Origin of the sequence: Roseovarius halotolerans (assembly GCF_900172255.1) — a bacterium.
Taxonomy (GTDB): Bacteria; Pseudomonadota; Alphaproteobacteria; order Rhodobacterales; family Rhodobacteraceae; genus Roseovarius; species Roseovarius halotolerans.
The window spans coordinates 1,191,253-1,203,837 of the sequence record NZ_FWFU01000001.1; the positions used below are offsets into that span (position 1 = coordinate 1,191,253).

Here is a 12,585-nt window from a genome sequence, read left to right on the forward strand (position 1 = left end):
CTCCCCTTCGTTCGGGGGTGGTTTAGCCCTGAACCGCGTGCAGCGAAACCCCCGCCTTGCCAAGGGCATCCCATATCTTTGCGTCACGCCCGTAAACATCCCGGCGATACTGCATGTGACCCTTGGCCGAGGTGAAAGCGGTGCGATAGATGATGTGCACCGGCACCTCGCGTTCCAGGTTCACCCGCGTCTCGCGCCCGGTATTCAGGATCGAATGAAACTTGCCTTTCGGGTCGGCCTCCTGCGGGGACAGAAGCTCGTAGGCCAGTTCGAAGGGTTTCTGCACCCGGATGCAACCATGACTGTAATCGCGCGTCTCGCGCTCGAACAGGCTCTTGGCGGGGGTATCGTGCAGGTAGATGTTGTACCTGTTGGGGAACATGAACTTCACCAGCCCAAGCGCGTTGCCCTGCGACGGCGGCTGCTTGATCGAGAAGGGAAAGCTGCTGGCCGAATAGGCGTTGAAGTTGACGGCGCCGCGGCTGACCTGCTGGCCTCGGCTGTTGTAAAGCCGAAGGTGGCTGGCGGCATTGGGATTGCGCTGCATCTTGGGCAGGTATTCCTTGACCGCGATCGAGCGCGGGACATGCCAGGTGGGATTGATCACCATGTGGTCCATCGAATCCGAGAACTCGGGGCTGCGCCGGTCGCCGGTGTTCTTGCCCACCACCACGCGGGTCTCGAAGGCCACCTGGCCGTCTTCGATGATACGGGCGTTGAAATCAGTCAGGTTCACGATGATATGGCGCGCGCCCAGCTCCTGGTTCAGCCAGCGTTCCCGCTCCATCGCCACGATCACCGATTTCAGGCGGTCGCTCACGGTCGTGTTGACCTGCGCCATGGTGCCGGGGCCCGCGACGCCATCGGGTGTCAGCCCGTGCGCCATCTGGAACTGCTGCACCGCGATCATCATCGACTCGTCATAGGTCTGGGTCGCCGAACGGCCCATGAAGCCCATCGCCATCAGCCGGTTGCGCAGCGCCACCACGGCGGCGCCCGACTGACCGGGCTTGAGCGCCTCGCCCGGCACTTTCGGCCCCCAGCCGCCGGTCTTCGCCAGCGACTCGAGGCGGAATTTCTCTTTCATCAGGCGGGCATATTCGTTGCTGCGCGGCGGCAGCGCGCGGAAAAAGGCGCGCGGGCTGCTCTGGATCAGGCTGGTCAGATACGACCCACGGTCGCGATAGGCGACCTCGCGCTTGATGTCGCCATCCACCTCGCTCGGAATCAGTGCGCCGGTCTGCATCTCGCGCGCAAGGCGCAGGAAGGTGCGGCTCATCTCGACCTCGGCCAGACCCGCCTCGCGGGGTGAGCGCGCCACTTTCAGCCGCGCCATCAGCCCTTCGGCATCATAGCGCGCCACCGGCAGCCCGTGGCTGTCGGCGGCGGCAATCGCCTCGAACAGTGCGGCCCGCCGCGCGCGGTCGGCGTCCGACGCTCCGGTCCAGATCGGCTGGTAGTCGTTCGCCTGGTAGAAGGCCGCCAGATCGCGGTCGCGCGCGGCAGCTTCGGCCACCGCCTGCTTGAAGGCCGTAACCTGCGCCTGCGCCGGGGCATTCCAGAGCCCGGTCAGACCAAGACAAAGACTGACACCCAGCAAGACCGCCCGGAACCGGGTGGCAGAGATCGAAAACATTGCAGTTCCCCGTAAAAGTTCATTCACATTTCTTGGTTTAAATCCTCGCATGTGTGCAACGGTTCTTGTCCATTCAATTCTTGAAGAGGTCGGAAATCGGCCATGCCTCTGCGGCGAAAACGCATCGCCATTGGCGCAATCCGGGCACAGTTTCGTGATTTGCGCAAAAATCTGCCGAAAAAACTTGAATATGGGAACCTGCGTCAAAACGCACTTGGTCCCTGATTCCGGATATGTAATACAAGGGCAGCACTTGGGGATCGAAATAGCACGGCCCGCTGGCAGGCGGGTACGTACAAGCAAGCGACGGGACAGGCGCGACTTACAATGACTGACTACAGCTCTTCGAGCATGACGCGGCGCGCGGTATTGGGTGCTTTCGCAGCCACCGCGGTGATGACCGCCCCGACCTACTCCAATGCAGCAGGCTTTCTTCGCGGCGCCGGCGATATCCGGCGGATCAGGATGACCTCGCCACGTACCGGCGAAAGCATCGACACGATCTACTGGATCGAAGGCGAATATATCCGCGACGCGGTGCGCGAAGTCGAACTGTTCATGCGCGACTGGCGCACCAATGACATCCACAGCATCGACCTGCGCACGATCGACATCATGGCGGCGGCCCACGGGCTGCTGGATGTGGACGAACCCTACATGCTTCTTTCGGGCTATCGCAGCCCCAAGACCAACGCCATGCTGCGCAGCCGCTCGAGCGGCGTTGCCAAGAATTCGCGCCACCTTCAGGGTCAGGCCGCCGACCTGCGGCTCGGGTCGCGCTCGGTCGGGCAGATGTACAATGCCGCCAAGGCCTGCCGCGGTGGCGGTGTCGGGCGCTATTCCGGCTCGAATTTCGTGCATATGGATTGCGGTCCGGTGCGCACCTGGGGCAGCTGAGCCCGCGCATCCCGCACCATTCCAACGATCAACGCCCCGTCAGTTCCCTGGCGGGGCGTTTTCCTTGGGCAACCGGTTCGGCGCGGCTCAGCCCAGCTTGGCCAGACGCGCGGCGCGCAGCCGGGCGAAATCCTCGCCCGCGTGATAGCTTGACCGCGTCAGCGGTGTCGCCGACACCATCAGGAAACCCTTGCCATAGGCCGCCTTCTCATAGGCCGCGAATTCGTCGGGATGAACGAAACGTTCGACCGCGTGGTGCTTGGGCGTGGGTTGCAGATACTGGCCGATGGTCAGGAAATCGATATCGGCGGCGCGCATGTCGTCCATCACCTGATGCACCGACTGGCGGTCTTCGCCAAGGCCGACCATGATCCCCGACTTGGTGAACATGCTGGGGTCGATTTCCTTTACGCGCTGCAACAGGCGCAGCGAGTGGAAATAACGCGCGCCCGGGCGGACCGTCGGGTAGATCGACGGCACCGTTTCAAGGTTGTGGTTGAACACGTCGGGCTTGGCCGCGACCACGGTTTCCAGCACCGAAGGATCGCAATGCAGGAAATCCGGCGTCAGGATCTCGATCGTGGTGCCGGGGCTGCGATGGCGCACGGCGCGGATCGTCTGGGCGAAATGCTCGGCGCCGCCATCATCCACATCGTCGCGATCGACGCTGGTGATGACCACGTGATTGAGCCCCAGTTTCTGCACCGCGTCCGCCACCCGGCCCGGCTCGAACACATCGAGCGCCTGCGGCTTGCCGGTGGCGACGTTGCAGAAGGTGCATCCGCGCGTGCAGATATCGCCCATGATCATCATGGTGGCGTGACCCGCGCTCCAGCATTCGCCGGCATTGGGGCAGCCCGCCTCTTCGCAGACCGTCACAAGATTATGCTCGCGCATGATCTTGTGGGTCTCGCGATAGCCCTGCCCGGTCGGCGCCTTCACCCTGATCCAGTCCGGCTTGCGCATCTGCGCATTGTCCGGGCGATGGGCCTTTTCGGGGTGACGCTGGCTTGGAATCTTCAGATCTCTCACGGAATCGTCCCCGCACATCATTGGCTTGCGCCTCCGACCTTAAAGCATGGCGAAGGCAAGTGCCAGTTCCCGCGCGCAGCCCCGCCCTGCGCCGCGTGCAGACCGCATCCCGGTCGCGCCAAGTCCCCGGTTGCGATGCGCGCGGCCATGACTATTGTGCGCGCCAGGCACCGGAAAGAGAACGAGGAGTCGCGATATGGATTGGCAGGCGCACAGGCGCGATGCGCATGCCTTGGGCAGGACGCAGGAATTTCTGAAGCAGATCGTCTATGGCGGCAATGACGGGATCGTCACCACCTTTGCCATCGTCGCCGGTTTCGCCGGGGCGGCCGCGGACGGGGTTGCGCAGATCGGCGGCATCGCGGTGCTGGTCTTCGGGCTCGCGAATCTCTTTGCCGATGCGGTCAGCATGGGCCTTGGCGAGTTCCTTTCGGCGCGTTCCCAGCACGATCTTTACCGCGCGCAGCGCAACAACGAACTGCGTGCCATCGCCGAGGACCCCGAACAGGAACGCATGGAACTGTTCGAGATCCTGCGCCAGCGCGGCCTGCCCGCAGGCGAGGCCGACACCACCACCGAAATCCTGTCGCGCCACCCGCAGCTCATGGCCGACCTCATGATGACCTATGAATTCGGCATGCAGGACCCCGACGAGGAAAGCCCTGCACTCAACGGGCTCTTCACCTTCACGTCCTTCGTCGTGTTCGGCTCCGCGCCGCTCTTGCCCTATTTCCTGCTCGAACCGACTCAGAGCACCTTCTACATCTCGATCGGCACCACGCTGAGCGCACTTGTCGGGCTTGGCCTCTTGCGCTTCAGCGCGACGCGCGAGCGACTGAGCCGCTCGATCGGGGAAACGGTGATGGTCGGTTCGGTCTGTGCCATCGTGGCCTATGTGGTGGGCGCCATCGTCGGCGGCTAGCCGATCAGCCCGCCGCCATCGCCCAGGTCCTCGAAATGCCGGCGCAACCGTTGCAGTGCGATCCGCAGCACGATCTTGCCCGAGCGTGCCGACCATCCCATGCGCCTTTCCGCTGTTTCCAGCCCTTCGAGATAACAACAGCAGCGCAGCGCCACATCGCCCAGCCCCGGCCCGAGGTCCCGCAGCGCCCCCAGCACCCGTGTCCGTGCCAGCGCCTGCGTGCGCGAGAGTTCGCCCTGTTGCGGCGCCGCCTCCGCAACGAAACGGTCCCAGGGCGTGCCGCGTCGGTCGCTCAGACCCGAGAGCTCGAAATCCTCGCGCAGACGTTCGCCCGCGCGCACAAGTTCCGGCGCAAGGAACGGTGCGCCATCGCGGTCGCGCCGCCGCGCCAGCGCCATCAGCGGGGTTTCGGCCGCGCCATAGCGGATGCGTTTCGATGTCGGTGCGCCGTCCATCCCGACCGCGCGCACCGCCCCCAGAAACGCGCGCGGCGCTTCGGCGCAACCCGTGGGTCCGGCGGTATCCTCGGCCAGCATCCGCTGGATCTCGGCGCGCCCCGCCGCAGTGATCCGATAGCGTGACACCCGCCCCGGCGCATCGCAGGCGATCCATTGCTTCAACGCCATCGCCTCGGCCACGGCGCGGTCCACAACCGCCGCGCGGCTGGTCTCGCCATTGCCGAAATCGCGCAGCACAACCGCCTTTTCCATATCCGCCGCCACCGCCAGAACCGACCCGCCCTCGCACAGGCGGCGCAGAATGCGGCCAGCCTCGCTGTTCAACCGATCCTCGCTTAGAAACGTGCCGTCCTTGTCCAGTCGTCCGTCCATGTCCCAGGTCTCCTTGATCAATCCGTGTCCGGTGCGATCGCGCGGCACCCGTCGGCCCAGGCGCCGAAGCGCGGAGTCGACCAGGATGTCGTCGCGCAGCGCCTCGCAGGCGCGGATCTGGCGCAGAACGGTCGAGGCATGGCAGCCCGCGCGCCGCGCCAGCGCCCGGATCGGGGTTCCGGCCTCGATATGGGCCAGGTAATGTCGCGCCGGCTGAGGCAGCCAGCCCGGCACACCGGCCAGCGTTTCGTCGCACCCGGAATTGCCCTTCACGAGATCCCTCCACCGTCGGGGCCGTTGCCAGTCCGGCCAGTTATCCACAGGTTTTCGCACAACCTAAGCGGGTAAATGTTACCAGTTCGTTAATCGGCTAGGTTTCATCAACACTTGTTTCCAAAACATGAACAAATTCATAGCGCAGCGCACGCTCGATCCGGCGAACGCGCAACACGCGTTAAGGTTGTGGCAAGGTATTCTCCCCTGACCAAGGAGATTATCGATGAAAGACATCCTGTCGGCCCTGGACGATCTGCGCCGCCCCCGCCTGCTGATCAACGCCGCGCGTTTCGGCCTGCCCGAATACCGCCGCACAGCGCATCTGCCACGGCATCTGGGCTATGGCCCGCTGCCGCGCAGCGGCCCCGCGCTGGTCGAACTGATGCTGCTCGAGGCGGTGATCGAACGCGCGCGCAAGCAGGATGACGCGGGCTACCGCGTCATGCGCCATGTGGATGTTCTGATCGCCATGATGGGCGAGGCGCGTCTTTTGCGCGCCTCGCAATCCGCCAACACGGCCGACACGCTCAGCTGAAGGCGTCGGGCATCGAGGCCTTTTTCGCGGCGATATAGGTATCGAGCGCCTCGGCGATGCCCGGATCGAGGGCGGGCTGCTGATAATTCGCCAGCATCTGGTGCATCTTGGCATTGGCCAGCACCATCGTGTCGCGCTCGCCCTCTTCGTGCCAGGTCTCGAACGGCTTGTAGTCCAGAACGTCCGACCGCCAGAAGGCCTTCTTGAAATTGGCCTGCGTATGGGCGCAGCCCAGGTAATGCCCGCCCGGTCCGACCTCGCGGATGGCATCCATCGCCTGGCCGTTCTCGTCGGTGGGAACGCCCTCGGCAAAGCGATGCAGCGCACCCAGCTGGTCCGCATCCATCACGAATTTCTCGAACCCGGCGACCAGCCCGCCTTCGAGCCAGCCGCAGCTGTGCAGCATGAAGTTCACGCCGCCCATCATCACCGCGTTGAAGGTGTTTGCGGTTTCATAAGCCGCCTGCGCATCCGGCAGCTTGGAGCCGCACAGGCTGCCGCCCGACCGGAACGGCAGGCCCATCCGGCGCGCCAATTGCCCGGCGCCATAGATGATCTGGCTGGCTTCGGGCGTGCCGAAGGTGGGCGCGCCGCTGTTCATGTCGATGGAACTGACGAAGGCGCCGAAGATCACCGGCGCGCCGGGGCGCACCAGCTGGCTGTAGGCGATACCGGCCAGCACCTCGGCCAGGACCTGGGTCAGCGTGCCCATGACCGAAACCGGCGCCATCGCGCCGCCGACGATGAAGGGCGACACGATGCAGGCCTGATTGTTCTCGGCATAGATTTCCAGCGCCCCCATCATCACCTCGTCGAAGGTCAGGGGCGAGTTGATGTTGATGAGCGAGGTCATCACCGTGTTTTCCTGCACGAACTCCTTGCCGAACAGGATCTCGCACATCTCGACGCTGTCCTGGGCACGGCTCGGATCGGTGACCGACCCCATGAAGGGCTTGTCGCTCAGGGTCATATGGGCGTGCAGCATGTCGAGGTGGCGCTTGTTCACGGGCACGTCGGTCGGCTCGCAGACCGTGCCGCCCGAATGGTGCAGCCATTTCGACATATAGCCCAGCTTCACGAAGCGACGGAAATCCTCGATCGTGGCATAGCGCCGCCCGCCTTCCATGTCGCGCACGAAGGGCGGCCCGTAGACCGGCGCACAGACCAGCGTGTTGCCGCCGATCTCGACATTGCGCGCGCTGTTGCGGGCGTGCTGGGTGAAACGCGACGGTGCGGTCGCGCAGAGCTTGCGCGCAAGCCCCCGCGGGATATGCACCCGCTCGCCCCGAACATCGGCGCCCGCCTCGCGCCAGCGTTCCAGCGCGCGGGGGTTCTCGACGAAATTCACCCCGACCTCTTCGAGGATGATCTCGGCATTGGCCTCGATGGTCTCCAGCGCGGCATCGTCGAGGATATCGTAAAGCGGGACGTTGCGCTCGATAAAGCGCGCGGTCTCGATGCTGACGGCAGTGCGCTCGGCGCGGCGCGCGGCACCTCCGCCCCCTCGTCCACGTTTGCGGGCTGTTGCTTCGACCATGATATGCGTTCCCCCCGAAAGGTCCTGAATCGCCCCTTTCCGCGGGGCCGCTGAGGGCATCCTTAGCGCAGCACACCCGCCCCTCATCAGAGATTTGCGCCGCATTGGGGGCTAAAGCGACATGTGACGCGACAGAACCGCCGAATTCGGCGGAATTCTCGCCGGGTCTTGCGCAAGTCGCGGCCGCGTCCTACTAGGCAATGCATGAGCCAGACATCGCATGACCGCCTTCTCATCATAGATTTCGGCAGCCAGGTGACGCAGCTGATCGCGCGCCGCCTGCGCGAACTGAACGTCTATTGCGAAATCCACCCCTTCCAGAACGTCACCGACGCGTTTCTCGACGACTTCGCGCCGCGCGCCGTGATCTTCTCGGGCGGGCCTGCCAGCGTGATCGACGAGGGTTCGCCGCGCCCGCCGCAAAAGGTCTTTGAACTCGGCGTGCCGATCCTCGGCATCTGCTATGGCCAGCAGGTGATGATGGAGATGCTGGGCGGGCGGGTCGAGCGCGGTCACGGCACCGCCGAATTCGGCCGCGCCTATGTCAGCCCCTCCGAATCGCGCATCGACCTCCTGAACGGCTGGTTCCTCGAGGAACGCGAGCAGGTCTGGATGAGCCACGGCGACCATGTCAGCCAGCTTGCGCCGGGCTTCGCGGTCTATGGCACCTCGCCCCATGCGCCTTTCGCGATCACCGCGGACCTGTCGCGCAATTTCTTCGCCGTGCAGTTCCATCCCGAGGTGCATCACACCCCGAACGGCAAGACCCTTTACGAGAACTTCATCCGCCTCGCCGGGTTCAAGGGCGACTGGACGATGGCGGCCTACCGCGACGAGGCGATCCGCCTGATCCGCGATCAGGTGGGCGACAAGCAGGTGATCTGCGGTCTGTCGGGCGGGGTCGATTCATCGGTGGCGGCGGTGCTGATCCACGAGGCCATCGGCGATCAGCTGACCTGCGTGTTCGTCGATCACGGCCTCCTGCGCCACAACGAGGCCGAGGAAGTGGTCACGATGTTCCGTGACCATTACAACATCCCGCTGATCCACGCCGACGAGGCCGATCTTTTCCTGGGTGAACTTGAAGGCGTAAGTGACCCGGAAGAAAAGAGAAAAACGATTGGCCGCCTGTTCATCGACGTATTCCAGAAATACGCCGGACAGATCGATGGCGCCGAGTTCCTGGCGCAGGGCACTCTCTACCCGGACGTGATCGAAAGCGTCAGTTTCTCGGGCGGACCTTCGGTGACGATCAAGAGCCACCACAATGTCGGCGGCCTGCCCGAAAAGATGGGCCTCAAGCTGGTCGAACCGCTGCGCGAACTGTTCAAGGACGAGGTGCGCGCGCTTGGCCACGAATTGGGCCTGCCCGCCTCCTTCATCGGGCGTCACCCCTTCCCCGGCCCCGGCCTCGCCATCCGCTGCCCTGGCGCGATCACCCGCGACAAGCTCGAGATCCTGCGCAAGGCCGATGCAGTCTATATCGACCAGATCCGCAAGCACGGACTCTACGACGAGATCTGGCAGGCCTTTGTCGCCATCCTGCCGGTGCGCACGGTCGGCGTGATGGGCGACGGGCGCACCTATGACTATGCCTGCGCGCTGCGCGCCGTGACCTCGGTCGACGGGATGACGGCGGACTACTACCCGTTCAGCCATGAATTCCTGGGCGAGACCGCCACGCGCATCATCAACGAGGTGAAGGGCATCAACCGCGTCACCTATGACGTGACATCCAAGCCCCCCGGCACCATCGAGTGGGAATGACCCCCAGCGTTCCCGACCCGCTCAAGGCCGATACCGGCGACGTTCTGCGCGCCGCGCTCTGGATGATGGGCGCGGTCGTCTCGTTCTCGGCAATGGCGGTGGGCGGGCGCTCGGTCAGCTTCGAGCTCGATACCTTCGAAATCATGATGTATCGCAGCGTGATCGGGCTCTTGCTGGTGATGCTCGTGGCCTCTGCGACCGGAGCGTGGCGCCATATCGACGCTCGTAACCCCGGCCTGCACCTGGTGCGCAACCTGTTTCACTTCACCGGCCAGAACCTCTGGTTCTACGCGATCACCGTGATCCCTCTGGCGCAGGTCTTCGCGCTGGAATTCACCTCGCCGCTCTGGGTGCTGATCCTCTCGCCACTGGTGCTCAACGAAAGACTGACGCGGGTGCGGGTGCTGGCGGCCTGCCTTGGCTTCATCGGCATCCTGATCGTCGCCCGGCCCAGCCCTGACACGCTCAATATCGGCACGCTCGCCGCGATGGGCGCCGCCATCGGCTTTGCCGGGTCGATCCTGACGACCAAGGTGCTGACGCGGGGCGCGACGCTCGCGTGCATCCTGTTCTGGATGACCCTCAGCCAAAGCCTGTTCGGCCTCATCTGCGCCGGGATCGACGGCGATATCGCCCTGCCCTCGGCCCTGTCGCTGCCCTGGCTCGTGGTCATCGCCAGCGGCGGGCTGATGGCGCATTTCTGCCTGACCACGGCCCTTTCCATCGCGCCTGCGACGCTGGTCAGCCCGGTCGATTTCGCCCGCCTGCCCCTGATCGCGGTGATCGGTCTGCTGTTTTACGACGAGCCGATCAACCTCTTCGTGATTCTGGGCGCCCTCATCATCTTTGGCGCGAACTATCTCAACCTCTGGTCCGAGACCCGCAAGGGCCGTCAGGGTGTGGCCAGAACCCGCTGATTCACCTCGTTTTGCGGCCCGAAACCCGCCTAACTGTTGCGCTCGCACCACCTTTTCGCGACGTGGCGTAACTGACGCCGCGTCAAAGATTGACCCATTCCCGCTTCCCGATAGCATGGCTGGAAATTCGGAGGAGCCACCAGAATGACAAGAACCATACTGACCGCCGCAGCCCTTTGCGCCGCCACCGGCGCGGCACATGCTGGCGGCATCGACCGCTCGGGACAGTCGATCGCAGCCCTGTTCGAGCAGGGCAACTACGCAGAATTCAGCCTCGGCTCGGTCTCACCCTCGGTTTCGGGCAGCGTGCTGGGCGTCGGCTCGGGCAACATGGCCGACCCCTACTGGCAGGTGGGCGCGGCCTACAAGCAGCAGATCAACGACAACCTCAGCTACGCGGTCATCTTCGACCAGCCCTTCGGCGCCAATGTCCAGTACAGCGCCGGCGTGCCCTATCCGCTGGCCACCAGCAACGCCACGCTGGAAACCGCCGCACTGACGGGTCTTCTGCGCTATCGCATGGATAACGGTTTCGGCATTCACGGCGGTCTGCGCCTGCAGCGCCTCGAGGCACGTGCGCGCTTCCCCATCGTCGCGGGCTACAACGCCACGGCAGATTCGGATTACGGCGTCGGCTACGTGGCCGGTGCATCCTATGAGCGCCCCGACATCGCCCTGCGCGTGGCCCTGACCTACAACTCCAAGATCAAGACCTCGCATACCACGCTGGAAACCCTGACCGCGCCGGTCACCGCCCTGGTCACCAAGACCGAGGTCGAGACCCCGCAATCCGTCAACCTGGATTTCCAGACCGGCATCGCCAAGGACACCCTGATCTTCGGCGGCATCCGCTGGGTCAACTGGAGCGACTTCACCATCGACCCGCTGATCTATCGCGGTGCGACCGGCAACGCCTTCCTGTCCTATGCCGACGATACCTATACCTACACGATGGGTGTGGGGCGCCGGTTCACCGACACCTGGAGCGGCTCGGTCTCGCTGACCTATGAAGACGGCGACTCGGTCACCCCGGTCTCGAACCTCGGCCCGACCAGCGGCAAGTTCGGCGTCACCGTCGGCGCCCGCTACAAGAACGAGAACTTCTCGGTCTCGACCGGCATCAACTATACCTGGATCGGCGATGCCACCACCGCCATCGGGCCGCTGCGTCCGAAATTCACCGACAACTCGGCCATCGGTGTCGGTGTCAAGGTCGGCTGGAACTACTGATCCGCGCCATCACGGCAGATATCGCCCCGCCCGATCACTCGGGCGGGGTTTTTCGTTGTCCCCCGCTTGCCATTGACCTGCCCTGCGCCGCTGGCTACGACATCCCGGCAGAAAGGATCCGCCCATGATCTATCCATCCGCCCAGGCCTGGCGCGACGCCACGCACAAGCGCGTCCTGTTTTTCGGGATGTCGGGGCTTGGCAAGACGCATCTGTCGAACATGCTGCGCGAGTCCGGCGACTGGTTCCACTACTCGATCGATTACCGCATCGGCACCCGCTACATGGGCGAACTCATTGCCGACAACGCCAAGGCCCACGCCATGAAGGTCCCGTTCTTGCGCGACCTTCTCCTGACGGATTCGATCTATATCGGCTCGAACATCACCTTCGACAATCTCGCGCCGGTCTCGACCTATCTCGGCAAGCCGGGCGATCCGGACAAGGGCGGCTTTCCCATCGACGAATATCGCCGCCGGCAGGAACAGTTCCGCCATGCCGAGATCGCGGCGCTTCAGGATACCGCGCATTTCATCACCCGCGCAGGTCAGCTTTACGGCTATCCGCATTTTGTCTGCGATACCGGCGGGTCGATCTGCGAATGGGTCGATGGGAACGATCCCGACGATCCGCTGCTCAACGAGCTTTCGCGCCACTGCCTGCTGATCCATATCGAAGGCTCCGAGGCGCATACGAAGGAACTCATTCGCCGCTTTGACCGCGCGCCCAAGCCGATGGCGTACCAGCCCGAGTTTCTCGATGCCGCCTGGGATGAATATCTGCGTGAAAACAACGTTCAAGCGGACGAAGTTGATCCGGATGCCTTCATCCGCTGGACCTATGCACGCGCGCTCGCCCATCGTCAGCCCCGCTACGAGGCGATGGCCCGCTGGGGTGTCACCATCACCGCCGACGAGGTCGCCGCCACCCTTGACACCGACGCCTTTGAAACCCTCATCGCCGCCGCTCTCGCGCGCCGCACCTGACTGCCAAAGCAAGGACTGACC

At 64.2% G+C, this 12,585-nt stretch carries 11 protein-coding genes; 7 read left to right on the forward strand and 4 right to left on the reverse strand.

The window, feature by feature from the left end:
• Positions 1 to 22 precede the first annotated feature (22 nt).
• On the reverse strand, positions 23 to 1,636 hold the full coding sequence (locus ROH8110_RS05760; RefSeq protein WP_085816683.1) for a L,D-transpeptidase family protein: 1,614 nt from the start codon (positions 1,634 to 1,636) through the stop codon (positions 23 to 25).
• Between the two features lie 327 nt (positions 1,637 to 1,963).
• Here ROH8110_RS05760 and mepK point away from each other — a divergent pair, with 327 nt between their 5' ends.
• A complete protein-coding gene (mepK, locus tag ROH8110_RS05765) occupies positions 1,964 to 2,533 on the forward strand; it encodes a peptidoglycan L,D-endopeptidase MepK (RefSeq protein ID WP_085816684.1) in 570 nt (189 codons plus the stop codon).
• Between the two features lie 87 nt (positions 2,534 to 2,620).
• On the opposite strand, the gene lipA is transcribed toward mepK, so the two are convergent.
• On the reverse strand, positions 2,621 to 3,565 hold the full coding sequence (gene lipA / locus ROH8110_RS05770) for a lipoyl synthase (RefSeq protein ID WP_085817032.1): 945 nt from the start codon (positions 3,563 to 3,565) through the stop codon (positions 2,621 to 2,623).
• A 196-nt stretch (positions 3,566 to 3,761) separates the two neighbouring features.
• On the opposite strand from lipA, the gene ROH8110_RS05775 reads away from it, so the two are divergent.
• Positions 3,762 to 4,487, forward strand: coding sequence for a VIT1/CCC1 transporter family protein (locus ROH8110_RS05775; RefSeq protein WP_085816685.1), 726 nt, complete (start codon positions 3,762 to 3,764; stop codon positions 4,485 to 4,487).
• Here ROH8110_RS05775 and ROH8110_RS05780 read toward each other — a convergent pair.
• Positions 4,484 to 5,590 carry a DUF6456 domain-containing protein gene (locus tag ROH8110_RS05780; protein WP_085816686.1) on the reverse strand — a complete coding sequence of 369 codons (1,107 nt, stop codon included), beginning with the start codon at positions 5,588 to 5,590 and terminating at the stop codon, positions 4,484 to 4,486. The genes ROH8110_RS05775 and ROH8110_RS05780 overlap by 4 nt on opposite strands.
• Before the next feature lie 226 nt (positions 5,591 to 5,816).
• Between ROH8110_RS05780 and ROH8110_RS05785 the strand changes: the two genes are divergently transcribed.
• Positions 5,817 to 6,128 (forward strand): DUF6477 family protein, encoded by a 312-nt coding sequence (locus tag ROH8110_RS05785; RefSeq protein ID WP_085816687.1) that lies wholly within the window; start codon positions 5,817 to 5,819, stop codon positions 6,126 to 6,128.
• Here the strand turns inward: ROH8110_RS05785 and ROH8110_RS05790 are convergent.
• Positions 6,121 to 7,665 carry a trimethylamine methyltransferase family protein gene (locus ROH8110_RS05790; protein ID WP_085817033.1) on the reverse strand — a complete coding sequence of 515 codons (1,545 nt, stop codon included), beginning with the start codon at positions 7,663 to 7,665 and terminating at the stop codon, positions 6,121 to 6,123. The two genes, ROH8110_RS05785 and ROH8110_RS05790, sit on opposite strands and share 8 nt — an antisense overlap.
• Before the next feature lie 204 nt (positions 7,666 to 7,869).
• Here ROH8110_RS05790 and guaA point away from each other — a divergent pair, with 204 nt between their 5' ends.
• From guaA to ROH8110_RS05810, 4 genes are all read left to right on the forward strand, one after another.
• Positions 7,870 to 9,432 (forward strand): glutamine-hydrolyzing GMP synthase, encoded by a 1,563-nt coding sequence (gene guaA, locus ROH8110_RS05795; protein ID WP_085816688.1) that lies wholly within the window; start codon positions 7,870 to 7,872, stop codon positions 9,430 to 9,432.
• Positions 9,429 to 10,349 carry a DMT family transporter gene (locus tag ROH8110_RS05800; protein ID WP_245962743.1) on the forward strand — a complete coding sequence of 307 codons (921 nt, stop codon included), beginning with the start codon at positions 9,429 to 9,431 and terminating at the stop codon, positions 10,347 to 10,349. Before guaA ends, ROH8110_RS05800 begins: the two co-directional genes overlap by 4 nt.
• A 144-nt stretch (positions 10,350 to 10,493) precedes the next feature.
• Positions 10,494 to 11,579, forward strand: a complete 1,086-nt coding sequence (locus ROH8110_RS05805; protein ID WP_085816689.1) for an OmpP1/FadL family transporter — start codon at positions 10,494 to 10,496, stop codon at positions 11,577 to 11,579.
• Positions 11,580 to 11,703: 124 nt separating this feature from the next.
• Positions 11,704 to 12,564, forward strand: a complete 861-nt coding sequence (locus ROH8110_RS05810) for an ATPase (RefSeq protein WP_085816690.1) — start codon at positions 11,704 to 11,706, stop codon at positions 12,562 to 12,564.
• The last annotated feature ends 21 nt before the right edge of the window (positions 12,565 to 12,585 follow it).